A 15,787-nucleotide genomic window follows, 5' to 3' on the forward strand; every position below is an offset into this window, starting at 1 on the left:
ATGGATATCTTTCAATCACCTCTAATGTCGTTACCAGGTATAACTCCAGAGGAATACTCATATTTACAACAGGCAACCGCAGGTTTAAGCGAGCAACAGCTAAGAAACTTCCTGATGGTTTACAGCAGCAAAAGAAAAAGTGCATCTGATATGCTTATTTTCTGTTTAATCGGCTTATTTGTAGTGCCAGGTTTGCAAAGGTTTATTGTAGGACAGGTTGGAATGGGTGTTTTGTACCTTTTAACCATCGGTCTATGTTTTATCGGCTCTATTATAGATGTAGTGAACCACAAAAGTCTTGCTTTTGAATACAACCAGAAAATGGTTTTTGAAAGTTTGCAGATGGTTAGAATGGGCGGGTTCCAGTAAATAAAGATTATAACTGCAGGTAAATGATGCATTACCAATAGTTTACACGTCCGCATACCAATAAAATAAGGTTTGCGGACTTTTTTTATTAAAGTTTAAATCAAGGCTCAAATCGCGATATGGAATTTGTAATTATTAAACCAGAATGTGAAATCCTGAAAAATTATGTCCAGTATTTTTTGTTTTTCAAGAAAACGGATAACAACACCATAAACTATACTACATTTCCAAATAATAATCTTTGTTTAGCCATTTATAAACAAAATAAAATCAATTATATAAATAGTGTTAATCAGAATAATTGCACCATTACAAGTGGTAAAAGAAATTTTACAAGTAAATTTTATGGCTTTCATAAAATGCCGTTTCAGGTAGAAATTAATTCTTTTCTGGATCAGATATGTATTGTTTTTTATCCATCTGCATTAAGGGCATTTACATTTGAGGGATATGAAAATTTAATGAAATCTGATCAGATTTTTGAGGAGATATTTGCTGAAAAAAATCATTTTGCCTTAGAAGAAATTTTTGAATGTGAGGATTTTACAAAAAGAGCCAGGCAGCTTGAAAGCTTGCTTTTAAAAAAACTGAGAACCGATAATATTCCGTTAAAACTAAAAGAAGCTTTTTGCTTTATTGAAAAAAACAGCAATAATCAATTTTTAAGCATCGAAATGCTTTCAAAGCACCTTGATATAAGTGATACCACCTTGTTTCGCTTGTTTAAAAATCACTTAGGACAAAACCCTAAATCTTATTTAAAAACCATTAGGTTTAGAAACGTTCTGACAGAAGTTATCGACCATAAAAACTCGCTTACTGAAATTGCTTATTTGAATGAATATTACGACCAGGCTCACTTTATAAAAGATTTCAAAAAATTCTCCGGACTTTCTCCAAAAGGGTTAATTAAGCATGTATCGGTACAACAAAACGACCTGGCCTGGATATACAACGAAAGTTAATAAATGAATGATTTTTACAATTTCTGTAAAGTAGAATTCCTTTCTTTTGTTCTAAAATTTCAACGGAATGAAAGTGAAGCACATTTTATTATTATTGGCAGTTCTAATTTCTAATATAACTTTAGCCCAAACCAATAGCAGCCAGGAAGCTTTAGAAAAGCTAATTAAACTGATGGAAAAGGACTACCCTGGGTTTGATGAAAAGACTAAAGACAAAGTAGCCTACGAGTATTTTAAAAATAGTTTACTCGAAAAATCGAAAAGCACAGCAGATGAAGACGGACTAAAATTATTGAACGAATTTACTTCCTATTTTAGGGATAAGCACATTTTCTTCCTCGATGCCTCAAATAGCTTATTGGTGGTAAAAACAGATAAAAAGGAAGTTGTTAAAAATCCTGAATCTTTTCTAAACAAAATAAAAATTTCTAAAGATACCCTGGAAGGAATCTGGAAAAACGAAGATTTTAAGATTGGTGTTATTAAGGCTAAAGACAATACTTATAAAGGTTTTGTAATCAGTTCGAACGATAAATACTGGCAGCCCAATGATGTGTTATTTACTTTGGATAACAAGAAAAACCTTAAATTTTTTAATAAAGACTTAACTTTTTTTGAGGATACCTACTCGTTGCCAAATCAGGGCACACTACAGTTTACAAAACTGAAGCACTATTTTATTAAAGACAATCAGGATGAGTACAGCTCGGTAATCATAAAGGATAGAATTAGTAAGCTACAGGGATTTTATATAGAAAAGGTATCTGAAAAAACCACACTTATAAGACTTAAAAGCTTTGATTATCCCTTTGTACAAAAAATTGAAAGCTTAATCGCTGATCATAAAACACTGATCGAAAATTCTGAATACCTTATTGTTGATTTAAGAGGTAATGGCGGCGGAACAACAACGGCTTATCCTCCACTTTTACCCTACATCGTGACGGGCAAAGACAGGAGTTTGAATAACGAATTTTTAGTAACAGACTTTTTAATTTCCGGATTGGAGGCTTATATAAAAAGGCTTCCAGATACTGAAGAGAGCCAAAAAGAAAAAGTACAATTAAATAAAAACATTGCTTTTTACAAGCAAAACATGGGCAAATTTGTGCTTAATCCTGGTGAAAAAAAGGTAGAAGAATACAATTTAGAACCAGCAATACACAGCCCAAAACAAATTATATTTTTAGTAGATAAAAAGGTTGGCAGTTCTGCCGAAGCTCTGTTACTGACCGCTAAGCAAAGTAAAAAAGTTAAAGTAATGGGTACGCCAACATCTGGTGTATTAGATTATGCGTCGGCAAGGATTACCAATTTTAAATGGAAGGAGAACGCTTTAGTATTACCCACTTACAGAAGTTTAAGATTACCCGATTTCCCGATTGATAATATTGGTGTACAACCTGATATTTATTTAGATCATGGCGTAGAAGATTGGGTGAAGTATGCCATTCAGTATTTGGAGGATTAACCAGCGGTTAAAACGTAGAGCTTGCATAAAAGCAATTTACCCCTTTGTTGCTTTTAGTCTCAAATAAGGGATCAAATAATTCTTTACAAGGGGTTAAATTAGAAAACCTGAAAATTTCTATCTTTATAAAATGAAATTATCAGAGATTACCAATTATTTAGAAAGTATAGCTCCGCTTAATTATCAGGAAGATTACGATAATTCGGGTTTAATTGTTGGCGATCCGAATATGGACATTCAGGCTGCTTTGGTTGCCCTTGATTGTGTTGAGAAAATAGTTGATGAAGCCATTCGTACCGACTGTAATTTAATCATTACCCACCACCCCATCGTTTTTAAAGGCTTAAAGAAATTTAACGGTAAAAACTATGTGGAACGTGTGGTACTTAAGGCCATAAAAAACAATATTGCGCTTTACGCCATTCACACCAATCTGGATAGCGTGCACACGGGTGTAAACGCCAGGATTTGCGAACGTTTAGGTTTATCCGGCACCAAGGTGCTTTCGCCTAAAGCAGGATTATTAAAGAAACTGGTAACCTATTGCCCTCATGCGCAGGCAGAGCAATTGCGGTCAGCACTATTTTATGCTGGTGCAGGTAATATTGGAAATTATAGCGAAAGCAGCTTTAATGCAGATGGTTATGGAACCTTTAAAGGAAATGAAGATTCGAATCCATTTGTTGGAGAAAGAGGAAACCGGCACCATGAAGCAGAAGTGCGGATAGAAACCATTTATCCGGTTCAGTCAGAACGGAAAATACTGGTTGCTTTATTCGAAAATCATCCCTATGAAGAGGTTGCCTATGATATTTATAAGCTGGAAAATAAAAACGACCAGGTAGGTTCCGGTATGCTGGGCTGGCTGGAATACGATATGGATGCCTACGATTTTTTGCACCTCGTTAAAGACCGGATGCAGGCAAAAGTAGTCAGGCATACGGAGGTTTTACCCAAAAGGATTAAAAAAGTAGCCGTTTGCGGAGGTTCAGGAAGTTTTCTGCTGAAAGAAGCAATTGCTGCCGGTGCTGATGCTTTTATTACTGCTGATTTCAAATATCACGAATTTTTTGATGCAGAGGAAAAACTGATCATCGCCGACATCGGACACTTTGAAACTGAACAATTTACCTCAAATTTATTGGTTGAAATTATTCAGAAAAAATTTGCTAACTTTGCAATCCGTTTAACGGAGCAAAATACAAACCCCATAAATTACTTGTTTTAATGGAACAAACCGTAGAACAAAAGCTAAAAGCTTTATACGAATTACAAAACATCCACACTAAAATTGATAAAATCCGTCAGGTAAGAGGCGAGTTACCAATGGAAGTAGCTGATCTTGAGGATGATGTTTTAGGATTAGAAACGAGAATTCAGAAAATTAAAGGCGAACTTGATGATCTGGAAGATTCTATCGTAACCCGTAAAAACACGATTAAAGATGCCCAGGCAGCAATCAAAAGATACGATACTCAATTAAAAGAAGTTAAAAACAACCGTGAATACGATGCTTTAACTAAAGAAATTGAGATTCAGGGATTAGATATTCAGGTTTCTGAGAAAAAAATTAAAGAACACGGTTTTGAAATCACTTCTAAAACTGAAATCTATGAAGCTGCTAAAGCTGAATTAGAAGGCAGAAAAAAAGATTTAGATATTAAAAAATCGGAGTTAGATGTAATTACTGCTGAAACTGAAAAAGAAGAACTGGATTTACAGAAAAAAGCAGATAAATCTGAGCCGCTTATTGAAGAGCGTTTATTAGTTGCTTACAAACGGTTACGCAAAAATGCAGTAAATGGTTTGGCAGTGGTAACTATCGACCGTGATTCTTGTTCAGGTTGTTTCAACCAAATTCCACCTCAGCGTCAGTTAGACATCCGTCAACGCAAAAAAATTATTGTTTGCGAACACTGTGGCCGTATTTTGGTTGATGAAGCCCTTACTCATGAAGTAGCTGAAGCTTAATCAATTCTTAAAATTATTTAAAAACGTTCAGGGCTAAACCTGGACGTTTTTTGTTTAAGGTAAAACAAGAAGCTATATTTTGCGTTAAGGTTAGATATTTATTAATTTGTTGTTGCCTCTGCAATCATCCGGGCAAATTTAGCATCCAATTCAATGTTTAAAAGACTACGTTTTTTTTCTGCGCTCTTTCTTCTGGTTTCGCCGCTTTCATTATTCGCCAATTTCGATTTTAATGCCAATTGCTTAAATGCCTACAAAAGTGTTTTTGAATTAAAGCTGGGCAACGCAAAGGCTTATATTGCTACCGAGAAAAAATTAAGACCTAACAATGCAATTATTCCATTGCTGGAAAACTACGTTGATTATTTTACCTTATTAACTTCTGAGAATAAAGCTGATTTTGATCGCCTTAAAGGAAATAAATCGGCCAGGCTGGATAAAATAGGTGACGATGATAAGCAATCGCCCTATTACTTATATGCACAGGCAGAAATTAATTTGCAATGGGCGTTAATTAGAGGCCGCTACGGCGAATATTTTAATGCCGCAATGGAAATTAAGCGGGCTAATAATTTGTTGCAGGAGAACGCAAAGAAATTCCCTGATTTTCACCTTAACTTAAAAGGCCTTGGCTTAATCAATGCGGTTTTGGGTAATTTACCCGATGGCGCTTTAAAAAGTACCCTGGCAACATTTGGCATCAGGGGCAATTTACAAAGCGGACTTTCCATGTTCGAAAAACTGGCCGATAATCTTCCTAAATCATCTTACGAGCCTTTTTACGAAGAAGTGGTATTTTACTACGCTTATGTTTTAACGGATGTTGCCCACAGCCCTTCGGCTTATGCTAAAACGATGAAGTATACAGAAAGAATTGCCGATACAAGTTTGCTTAAATCTTATTTGCAGAGTTACGTTTGCATAAAAAATGGACACAACGATGAGGCCATTAATATTTTAAAATCGAGGCCAGAGGGCGGCGTTTATCAGCCCTTTCCATATTTAGAATATCTTGAAGGTGTTGCGTACCTCAATAAGTTAGATTTAACCGCTTCTACCCATTTTAATAAATTTTTACAAACCAATAAAGGGGTCAATTACATTAAAGATGCAAACCTGCACCTGGCATGGATTGCTTTATTAAAAGGAGATAAGGCTGGCTATACGGCCTATGCGTCAAAAGCAACAAATGCAGGGTATACTTATAATGAAAAGGATAAACAAGCCCTGAATGAATCGACTGCTCCTGCGCCAAGTACAGATTTATTAAAAGCCCGTCTTTTGTTTGATGGTGGTTATTTAGCAAAATCACAGCAAATTCTCGAAGCCTCAAAGGCCGCTGATTATACCTCTGATAAAGATAAAACAGAATACAACTACCGTTTGGGCCGGGTTTACGACGATATAGGAAAAGATGAACAGGCTTTGATTTTTTATCAGGCAGCAATCAATCAGGGCAAAAACCTGAAATACTATTTCGCGGCAAATGCAGCATTGCAGATGGGTAAAATTTACGAAAAAAAGAAAAATCCAGCCAAAGCTAAAGAAGCTTATAATACCGCTATTTCAATGAAAAATCATGAATATGAAAGCAGTATCGAAAGTCAGGCCAAGGCTGGATTGAGAAGAATTTAAAGCTTAGAAACGATAAACAAAAGCATTAATGTGCATACCTGCACCCACGGATGCAAATACAGCAACGTCGCCCTTTTTAACTTTATAACCTTTAACTTGTTCTTTTAATACTAAATCGAGTAAGGTTGGTACGGTCGCTACCGAACTGTTGCCAAGCCACGAAATCGTCATAGGTACCAGGTTTTCAGGTACGGTATCTATATTATAAAGCTTAAACAAACGTTTCATAATGGCAGTATCCATTTTTCCGTTTGCCTGGTGTACAAATACAATATTAACGTCTTCTACGCTTAAGTTTGCTTTATCCAAGGCCTTTTTAATCACTTGTGGTACCTGAACAACGGCAAACTCGTACAATTTACGCCCGTTCATTTTCAGGTAATAATTTCCACTGGTTTCATCCGGATGTGAACCCTTGCCCATGGTTAGTAAATTGCCATAATTTACCGCATAAGTTTCGGTTTTATGTGCCAGGATGCCAACTTTATCTTCTTGTTCAGCTGCTTCATAAATCACAGCACCTGCGCCATCAGAAAAAATCATACTGTCGCGATCGTGAGGATCTATAATTCTGGAAAGTGTTTCAGCACCAATAACCATTACGCGTTTGGCATCTCCACTTTTAATATAATAATCAGCTTGTATGGAACCCTGAACCCAACCCGGACATCCAAAAATTAAATCGTAAGCCACACAATCCGGATTAAGAATGCCCAGTTGTTGCTTTACTTTTGCTGCCAGTGATGGCAAAACATCGGTACGATTACTATTTAATGGAATATCACCAAAGTTATGGCAGAAGATAATATAGTCTAAAGTTTCCTTATCAATTCCGGCGTTTTCAATTGCCCTTTCGGCGGCAACCGCGCCAATATGATTGCTTAACTGATCTGGACAAACATAACGTCTCTCCACGATTTCCGTAATCTCCGAAAATTTATGAATAATCTCCGTATTCTCTTTATCCAGCTTGCTTCCGTTCTCAAAAAAAGTTGAATTAAGAAACTCATTCCCGGAAATAATATTTTCAGGAATATAGCTCCCGGTTCCGGCAATTACCGTATTTAATCTTGCGCTCATAAATTATAATACCGTAGACTAAATCGGTATGTAGTATAAAATTATCAATTATAATCGATAAACGAAAATAATTTTATTTTTAGTCCAGTTTATTTTCAAGTATAAACTTGAGTAACCCTGTCCATTCGGTTACGTTTTATTTTAAAATTATATTTTTACGGTACGTATTGACCGTATTTAAACTGCGATGTAATTCATGTAAAATTTGCTGTGAAGCGTTTTACCCTGGTTAATTAATTTCAGTATTTTCAATTTCCGTGCCCTTAAGTTATACTTTTTTTGAAAGTTATGCTTATTGTTAAACTATTTTACGTCCCTAAAAATGAGTTTTATTTTTTAATACAGAAATACCAGTTAATAGATGGGTTTAACTAAAATCATCTATTAGGAAAACAAAAAGCTCTTTAGGGCCATGGGCGCCAAGAACTAAAGTTTTTTCAATATCGGCGGTTCTGCTTGGGCCTGTAATGTTGCTGATCATGGAAGGGATCTGGTTGCCGTACTTATTTTTTAAGAGCTGGAAAGCATCTTTTAAGTCCAGTACCAATTGACTGGTGCGGGCAATAACAATATGATGGTGTGGGAATATACTTAGTCTTCTGCCTGCGCCCCCTTCATTGGTTACCATTACGCTGCCATTTCTGGCGACCAGCGCCTCGCAAAGTGTAATACCAACCTCAGCCTGGTCAAAATCTTTATCTGTTTGGTAAAAGGGGAATTCATATTTAGCTAAAAATGCCTGCAATTCGGGTTCCCAGCAATAAATTTTACGCCATTTAAACCGATCAGCAAGCTGAAGCATGTTTTCGATAAAATCGATGCCATCTTCACAAAAAATAAAATTGCCCGATATGGCGGTTAACTGTTCTGCAAATAATATTTCCAGCGCTTCTGTATTTTGTTTATACAATGGGCTTTCTTCTAAGTTTGGATAAGGGTTTTCGCGTTTCTCTAAAAGCGCTTTTCTTATCTTTTTTAGTATCTGTTCTTTCGCTGTCGTATTATCCTTCATCATCTAAAAAAATGAAACCTTGAATTTTTTACGTCCAAGGTTTCAAACTTATATATAATTGTGTTTATATGCAATTTATAGCATAATGTGTTTTATTCTTTTTCAGAAGAAGGGTTTAATCCCTGAACTTCCTGGTTAATATCCGCATCACCTACTCCATCATGTACTAAACCTTCTGCTGCAGGAGTCTGATCGCCTGTACCATTCACAAATTCATCATAAGTAGTACGGGTATCAAACGGACGTTTTCCTAAAATTTCTTCTAAATCGGCTTGGAATAAAATTTCTTTTTCCAATAATTTTTGAGCTAATTTTTCTAAACCTTCACGTTTATCGGTTAATAATTGTTTTGTTTTAATGTAAACATCTCCAATTAATTTACGAACCTCAATGTCAATTAACTCTGAAGTTTTTTCTGAATATGGTTTATTAAAGTTGTACTCGTTCTGTGGATCGTGGAAAGAAACATTACCTACATTCTCATTCATACCATAAATGGTCACCATTGCATAAGATAATTTGGTAATGCGTTCCAAATCGTTTTGAGCACCGGTAGAAATTTTACCGAAAGTAAGATCTTCAGCAACACGTCCACCCATTGTCATACACATACCGTCAATTAACTGCTCAGTAGTATATAAGAATTGTTCTTTTGGTAAATACTGGGCGTAACCTAATGCAGCAACACCGCGCGGAACAATGGATACTTTAACCAGTGGATCGGCATGCTCCAGGAACCAGCCCGCAATTGCATGGCCTGCTTCATGATAAGCAACAATGCGTTTCTCTTCTGGAGATATAATTTTATTTTTCTTTTCTAAACCCCCAATTACACGATCAATCGCATCCTGGAAATCCTGCATATCTACGCTTTCTTTATTGCGGCGGGCAGCAATTAATGCAGCCTCATTACAAACATTCGCAATTTCAGCACCAGCAAAACCTGGTGTTTGCGCAGATAATTTTTTAGCATCAACTTCTGCTGATGTTTTAATTGGTTTTAAGTGTACATTGAAAATGTGCTCACGGCCAACTAAATCTGGTTTATCAATAGAGATTTGTCTGTCGAAACGACCTGGGCGTAATAAAGCTGAATCCAGCACATCAGGTCTGTTTGTTGCTGCTAAAATAATAATTCCAGAGTCTGTTCCGAAACCATCCATTTCAACAAGCAATTGGTTCAGTGTGTTTTCACGCTCATCGTTACCACCCATCACGCTATTTTTGCCACGGGCACGTCCAATGGCATCCACCTCATCAATAAAGATGATACATGGCGCTTTATCTTTAGCTTGTTTAAATAAATCACGTACACGTGATGCACCTACGCCTACAAACATCTCTACAAAGTCAGAACCTGACAATGAAAAGAAAGGAACCTGTGCTTCGCCAGCAACCGCTTTAGCCAATAATGTTTTACCTGTACCCGGAGAACCTACTAATAAGGCACCTTTAGGGATTTTACCACCCAGGTTTGTATATTTTTTAGGATTTTTAAGGAAATCTACAATTTCCATAACCTCTTGTTTAGCTTCCTCAAGACCAGCTACGTCATTAAAAGTAATGTTTACCTGGCTTTCTTTATCGAAAAGAGTTGCTTTAGATTTTCCAATGCTGAAAATCTGACCACCACCACCGGCACCACCACCCATACGGCGCATCATAAAAATCCAGAAACCGATTAATAACAATACAGGTAAGATGATGCTTAAGAACCAGCTTGCCAATGGATTGCTACGGCTTGTTTTTTCTGCCAAAACACGTGGTTGGTTAGCCGGTAAATCTTTTTGAGAATCTGCCAGTTGCTTATCTAAACCATCCATTGTGCCTGCGTTAAAATAAACTGTAGGCCCTGTAGACATGTTTAAAGAACTGGTACTTTTATAAGCTTTATACTGTGGTTTAGTATTTAAACTATCTTTTTTAATGTAAACCTCCGCTTTAACAAGATCGTCGGCTTTATAGGCAACTACTTTTTCAACGTCGCCGGTCAACAACATTTTTTGTTCAAATGTTTGGTAAGTAACTTCTTTGCCTCCATCTCCGGTAAAGAAGAACTGTGCGGCAAAAATCGCTACTATAATGGCTGCATAAACCCAAAAAACATTAAACTTTGATCCTTTTTGTGGCTTTTTCGGGATGTTTGGTAAACGTTTTCCCGGTTTTTTGTTGTCGTTTGTATTTTGATTATCGTTCATTTGTCTCGTTCAAAAGGTATGTTTTATGGCTAAGCGCTTTGAAAGTTTGTGCTTTCAGCATCTCCCCATAATTCTTCTATGCCATAAAAATGGCGTTTTTCTGTTTTAAAAATGTGCACAACCACATCAAAATAATCCAGTATTATCCAATCTGCACTTTCAAAACCTTCTTTGTGCCTGGGATCGGCCTGTGTGTTTTTATAAATTTCTTTTTCTACGCTATCCGCAATAGCTTTCACCTGTGTACCCGAGTTGGCACTGCAAATAATAAAGAAATCTGCTACTGAAGAATGAATATTTCTAAGATCCAACCGCACTATATCTTCTCCTTTTTTTTCCTGTATGCCATGTACGGCTAATTCGGAAAGGTATGTAGAAAGGGCTACTATTTTCTTTTTTACCATTAAAATGCTTTAATTTTGAGATTACAATAAATATAAATTCAACACTTGCAAAATAACACTTTTTCGACACTATTTGTTGGTCAAAATTTAATCAAATTAAAAGAAGTTGATTCTACCAATAACTATTTAAAGAATTTGGCTTCAAATTCCGAGCCATTACCTGAAGGAACTGTAATTATGGCAGATAATCAGTTTGCAGGCCGGGGGCAACAGGAAAGTGTTTGGCAAACAGAGCCAGGCAAAAACATTAGTACCAGCATTTATTTGAAGCCCTCATTTCTACCTTTAAATAAACAGTTTTATCTAAATATAGCCGTTAGCTTAGCTGTAAGTAAAGCTTTATCGCAATTTATTAATGAGCCTGTTAAGGTAAAATGGCCAAATGATATTTACTGCTCAGGCCGTAAGCTTGGTGGCATTTTAATAGAAAATACACTGACAGGTGTGTTTATAAAATCATCCGTTATTGGCATTGGTTTAAACATTAACCAGCAACATTTTAGTCCGGATTTATCGCAAAAGGCCGTTTCTTTGCTTCAGATTATTAAAAAGGAAACTCCTTTAGAAATCATATTAGAGAAAATATTCGTATATATAGAGAAATACTATTTAAATTTGAGAGAAGGTAAATACGATATTTTACAAAACGATTACCTTAAAACATTATATAACTTCGAGGTTACTGCCATTTATAGGCAAAATGGAAAGATTTTTGAAGGCATAATAAAAGGAGTTGAAGATGACGGGCGTTTGATTTTGGAAACAGAAACGGGCACCAGTATTTTTAATTTCAAGGAAATTGAATTTATACACACAAAATAAACACACAAAATGAAAAAAATCACATTAGCACTATCCCTCGTGCTCTTTACAATCGTGGGTGCTTTCGCACAGATCGAAAAACCAGTAACCTGGTCTTACGTGGCTAAAAAGGTAGGTAAAACAGAAGCTATTCTATATTTAAAAGCCACAATTGATGACAGATGGCATATTTATTCGCAGAATGTTAAAGATGGCGGGCCTGTAAAAACAACTTTTACTTTTTCTCCTTCTAAAGATTTTAGTTTGGTTGGAAAAACAATAGAACCAAAAGCAATTGTAAAATACGAATCTACCTTCAAAATGAATGTTAGCTATTTTGAAAAACAAGTAATATTTCAACAGAAGGTTAAATTAAATAAAGGTACTACTGCCATTAGAGGTAAGGTAGAATTTATGGTCTGTAACGATAAACAATGCCTTCCTCCTGAAGAAGTTGAGTTTAGCATTCCGGTAAAATAAAACAGGAAAAAAAACAGAAACAGCTGCTCTTTTGGGTAGCTGTTTCTGTTTAAAGTAAAATCTAAGCCTTATGGGGGGTAAAAATTATTCCTTTATAAAATTATGCTTAATTTCACACGTTCAAACACACACAAAACACACAAATGAAAAAGGTTTTATTATTGTTACTAATGGTTTCAATGTTTATAGCATTGCCAGCCGTTAAAAGTTTCGCTGTAGCGGTACAGGATACAACCGCCACTGCCCCACCGGATGACCTCGAATTTACAGAGGTTGGCTCTGCAAAAGATAGTGCCGCAAATCATCTCGTCAAAGATTCATTAAAGAAAGATACAATTAAAACCGCAGCTTTTAGCTCAAAAAAAACAGGCGATTCGGAGAAATTAACGCTTTGGCAAACTTTTATTAAAGGATTGCTTTTCGGCTTTGCGGCGATCTTAATGCCTTGCATTTTCCCAATGTTGCCTTTAACAGTGAGTTTTTTTACGAAGAAAGCAGGTAGCAAAAGCAAGGCCGTGGGTCAAGCCATAATTTATGGATTGTCAATTATTATTATTTATGTTGCCTTAGGCATGCTGGTCACCATCGCTTTTGGTTCGGATGCATTAAATGCCCTATCTACTAATGGAATATTCAATGCATTTTTCTTTCTAATGTTAGTGGTTTTCGGAGCCTCTTTTTTGGGCGCATTCGAAATTACATTACCAAGCGCTTTTGTAAATAAAATTGATGCAAAATCGGACAAAGGTGGATTAATGGGCATATTTTTTATGGCTTTTAGTTTGGCTTTGGTGTCCTTCTCTTGTACAGGGCCACTTATTGGTACATTATTAGTTGATGCGGCTTCAAAAGGCGACAGATTAGGGCCTGCGGTTGGAATGTTTGGTTTTTCATTCGCCTTAGCAATACCATTTGCGCTATTTGCCTTATTTCCTTCATTATTAAAATCACTGCCAAAATCAGGTGGTTGGTTAAATAGCGTTAAAGTAGTTTTAGGCTTTATTGAACTTGCTTTTGCTTTTAAGTTTTTATCAAATGTAGATTTAGCATATCACTGGAATTTATTGGATAGAGAGATTTTCTTAGCCATTTGGATTGCAATTTTTGCTTTAATGGGAGTTTATTTATTGGGTAAAATAAAGTTTTCACATGATAGTGATTTGCCTTATTTATCAGTACCCAGAACATTTTTGGCAATATTGGTATTTGCCTGGGTAATTTATTTGGTGCCAGGGATGTGGGGTGCGCCGTTAAAATCTATCAGCGCATTTTTACCGCCGACAGCTACGCAGGATTTCGATCTAAATAATTTGACTATCGCCCAGCCGGCGGCAAATTCAACCACATCAATTAAGGTAAAAAAATACGCAGAGCTATTTCATAGGTTAACACCAAAAGGGTTTGATCCTTATTATGATTTTGAACAAGCTAAGCAGGCTTCTAAAGAATTGGGTAAACCAGTTCTAATCGATTTTACGGGTTGGAGTTGTGTAAACTGCAGAAAAATGGAAAATAACGTTTGGTCAAATTCTGAGGTAGCAAAAAGGCTAAAGAATGATTTTGTAATGGCTGAATTAGTTGTGGACGACAAAACAGAATTACCGACAGAAGAACATTACGTTTCTAAGTTCAGTAATAAAAATATAAATACAATTGGTAAAAAATGGAGCGATTTTCAGGCATCAACATTTAACAGTAATTCTCAACCTCAATATATAATTGTTGATGGTGATGGAAATGTTTTAGTACCACCTCAGGGAGCGGATTATAATCCTGAAAACTACATTAAATTTTTAGATAGCGGAAAGGCAGCTTTCCAGAAAAAAAAGAATGAGTAAGATAAAAAACATTGGCGTTTTAACCTCCGGCGGAGATTCGCCGGGCATGAATGCTGCAATTAGAGCTGTAGTAAGAGCCGCAATTTATTATGATGTTGAAGTAACGGGCTTTCTTCGCGGATACGAAGGTTTGATCAACAACGATTTTATTCCGATGGACCGTAAATCTGTAGCCAATATTATTCAACGTGGCGGCACGATTTTAAAAACAGCCCGCAGTGAAGCGTTTAGAACGGTAGAAGGAAGAAAAACGGCACATGAGAATTTAATAAAGCTTGGTGTTGATGCTCTAATTGTGATTGGTGGCGATGGAACTTTTACAGGAGCTAATGTTTTTGCTAAAGAATTTGATTTCCCGATTATTGGTTTACCCGGAACAATTGACAACGATTTGGCAGGTACTGATTTTACAATTGGTTACGACTCTGCAATTAATACGGTAATTGATGCGGTTGACAGAATCAGAGATACGGCAGAATCGCACGACAGGTTGTTTATCGTAGAAGTTATGGGCCGCGATTCAGGTCTTATTGCCCTGAGAAGTGGAATTGGTGTTGGTGCAGAAGCAATTCTGATTCCTGAAGCCAATATGGGCGTTGAAGATGTTTTGCATAAGCTGGAGCATAGCCGAAAAGATAAATCATCAAAAATTATCATTGTTGCTGAAGGTGATGATGCCGGCGGTGCCTTTAAAGTTGGCGAAATACTGAAAGATAAATACCCTCATTACGATACTAAAGTTTCGGTACTTGGGCATATTCAACGTGGCGGAAAGCCAACATGCATGGACAGGGTACTGGCGAGCAGATTGGGCGTGGTAGCTGTTGAAGGGTTGCTGAAGGGCGAAAATGGCGTTATGGCGGGTCAAATAAACCGCGAAATGGTTTTTACACCTTTTGATCATGCCATTAAGCATATCGACGCTGAAAAAGTAAGTTCAACCTGGATAAAGCTGATTGATATCCTTTCATTTTAATTCAGGAAAATCATATAAAAGAAAAGTCCTTCCCGCACCGGAAGGACTTTCTTATTTTGCTTAGTTTTCGCTATAAGCAATAAAAGCTCATCAGTAGATTTGATTCTGCCAATGAGAAAACACTAAATATCTTCAATAACAACTGCGGTACCACTTGCGGTAACCATTAGCATGCTCCCGCCGCTACCAACTGTTTCATAATCTAAATCTACCCCAACAATTGCATTTGCCCCAAGTGCTGCGGCATATTGTTGCATTTCGCTTACTGCGGTATCTTTTCCTTCTCTTAAAACTTGTTCGTAAGAACCAGATCTTCCGCCTACAATATCGCGGATTCCCGCAAAAAGATCTCTAAAAATATTTGCACCAATAATGGTTTCGCCTGTTACCAAGCCAATGTACTTCACTATTTTTTTGCCCTCTACAGACGGTGTTGTAGTTACCAGCATAACATTCTTTTCTCTTTTGACTGTAAGTTATATAAAAAGTTACAAAAAACGTGAAAATTGGCTGATGTTTTTACTCCATAACGGCTGTGCCGCTGTTCTTTACGGTTATAATTGCCCTTAAAATTTAAAGGTAAAAAC

The 15,787-nt window shown here is 36.5% G+C and carries 15 protein-coding genes; 10 read left to right on the top strand and 5 right to left on the bottom strand.

Annotation, left to right across the window (positions count from 1 at the left end):
* The 6 genes from R2Q77_RS04050 (at position 1) to R2Q77_RS04075 (ending at position 6,411) form a co-directional block, all read left to right on the top strand.
* A complete protein-coding gene (locus R2Q77_RS04050) occupies positions 1-369 on the top strand; it encodes a TM2 domain-containing protein (RefSeq protein WP_316802423.1) in 369 nt (122 codons plus the stop codon).
* 119 nt (positions 370-488) lie between these two features.
* Positions 489-1,334 carry a helix-turn-helix transcriptional regulator gene (locus R2Q77_RS04055; protein WP_316802424.1) on the top strand — a complete coding sequence of 282 codons (846 nt, stop codon included), beginning with the start codon at positions 489-491 and terminating at the stop codon, positions 1,332-1,334.
* Positions 1,335-1,401: 67 nt separating this feature from the next.
* Positions 1,402-2,805 (top strand): S41 family peptidase, encoded by a 1,404-nt coding sequence (locus R2Q77_RS04060; RefSeq protein ID WP_316802425.1) that lies wholly within the window; start codon positions 1,402-1,404, stop codon positions 2,803-2,805.
* 130 nt (positions 2,806-2,935) lie between these two features.
* Positions 2,936-4,033, top strand: coding sequence for a Nif3-like dinuclear metal center hexameric protein (locus R2Q77_RS04065; RefSeq protein WP_316802426.1), 1,098 nt, complete (start codon positions 2,936-2,938; stop codon positions 4,031-4,033).
* Positions 4,033-4,776 carry a zinc ribbon domain-containing protein gene (locus R2Q77_RS04070; RefSeq protein ID WP_316802427.1) on the top strand — a complete coding sequence of 248 codons (744 nt, stop codon included), beginning with the start codon at positions 4,033-4,035 and terminating at the stop codon, positions 4,774-4,776. The genes R2Q77_RS04065 and R2Q77_RS04070 overlap by 1 nt, the downstream gene beginning before the upstream one ends.
* Before the next feature lie 153 nt (positions 4,777-4,929).
* The gene (locus tag R2Q77_RS04075; RefSeq protein WP_316802428.1) at positions 4,930-6,411 is read left to right on the top strand and encodes a tetratricopeptide repeat protein; all 1,482 of its coding nucleotides are present in this window, start codon (positions 4,930-4,932) and stop codon (positions 6,409-6,411) included.
* Between the two features lie 3 nt (positions 6,412-6,414).
* Here the strand turns inward: R2Q77_RS04075 and R2Q77_RS04080 are convergent, their stop codons facing one another.
* From R2Q77_RS04080 to rsfS, 4 genes are all read right to left on the bottom strand, one after another.
* Positions 6,415-7,491: a ketoacyl-ACP synthase III gene (locus R2Q77_RS04080; RefSeq protein ID WP_316802429.1), complete on the bottom strand. Its 1,077-nt coding sequence runs from the start codon at positions 7,489-7,491 to the stop codon at positions 6,415-6,417.
* Between the two features lie 367 nt (positions 7,492-7,858).
* On the bottom strand, positions 7,859-8,503 hold the full coding sequence (locus tag R2Q77_RS04085; protein WP_316802748.1) for a lactate utilization protein C: 645 nt from the start codon (positions 8,501-8,503) through the stop codon (positions 7,859-7,861).
* Between the two features lie 92 nt (positions 8,504-8,595).
* A complete protein-coding gene (gene ftsH / locus R2Q77_RS04090) occupies positions 8,596-10,701 on the bottom strand; it encodes an ATP-dependent zinc metalloprotease FtsH (protein WP_316802430.1) in 2,106 nt (701 codons plus the stop codon).
* 29 nt (positions 10,702-10,730) lie between these two features.
* Positions 10,731-11,105 (bottom strand): ribosome silencing factor, encoded by a 375-nt coding sequence (gene rsfS, locus R2Q77_RS04095; protein ID WP_269426295.1) that lies wholly within the window; start codon positions 11,103-11,105, stop codon positions 10,731-10,733.
* A gap of 45 nt (positions 11,106-11,150) precedes the next feature.
* Here rsfS and R2Q77_RS04100 point away from each other — a divergent pair, with 45 nt between their 5' ends.
* The 4 genes from R2Q77_RS04100 to pfkA all read left to right on the top strand — a co-directional run bounded on the left by R2Q77_RS04100 (position 11,151) and on the right by pfkA (position 15,200).
* Entirely contained in the window at positions 11,151-11,927 is a 777-nt protein-coding gene (locus tag R2Q77_RS04100) for a biotin--[acetyl-CoA-carboxylase] ligase (protein ID WP_316802431.1), read from the top strand.
* Between the two features lie 9 nt (positions 11,928-11,936).
* On the top strand, positions 11,937-12,386 hold the full coding sequence (locus tag R2Q77_RS04105) for a protein-disulfide reductase DsbD domain-containing protein (RefSeq protein ID WP_316802432.1): 450 nt from the start codon (positions 11,937-11,939) through the stop codon (positions 12,384-12,386).
* Positions 12,387-12,529: 143 nt separating this feature from the next.
* Positions 12,530-14,224 (top strand): protein-disulfide reductase DsbD family protein, encoded by a 1,695-nt coding sequence (locus R2Q77_RS04110; protein WP_316802433.1) that lies wholly within the window; start codon positions 12,530-12,532, stop codon positions 14,222-14,224.
* Positions 14,217-15,200: a 6-phosphofructokinase gene (gene pfkA, locus R2Q77_RS04115; protein WP_316802434.1), complete on the top strand. Its 984-nt coding sequence runs from the start codon at positions 14,217-14,219 to the stop codon at positions 15,198-15,200. The genes R2Q77_RS04110 and pfkA overlap by 8 nt, the downstream gene beginning before the upstream one ends.
* A 122-nt stretch (positions 15,201-15,322) precedes the next feature.
* On the opposite strand, the gene R2Q77_RS04120 is transcribed toward pfkA, so the two are convergent.
* Complete coding sequence (locus R2Q77_RS04120) at positions 15,323-15,649, bottom strand: heavy metal-binding domain-containing protein (RefSeq protein WP_316802435.1); 327 nt, start codon at positions 15,647-15,649, stop codon at positions 15,323-15,325.
* Positions 15,650-15,787 lie beyond the last annotated feature (138 nt).

Source organism: Pedobacter nototheniae, assembly GCF_032678625.1.
Classification (GTDB): Bacteria; Bacteroidota; Bacteroidia; order Sphingobacteriales; family Sphingobacteriaceae; genus Pedobacter; species Pedobacter nototheniae_A.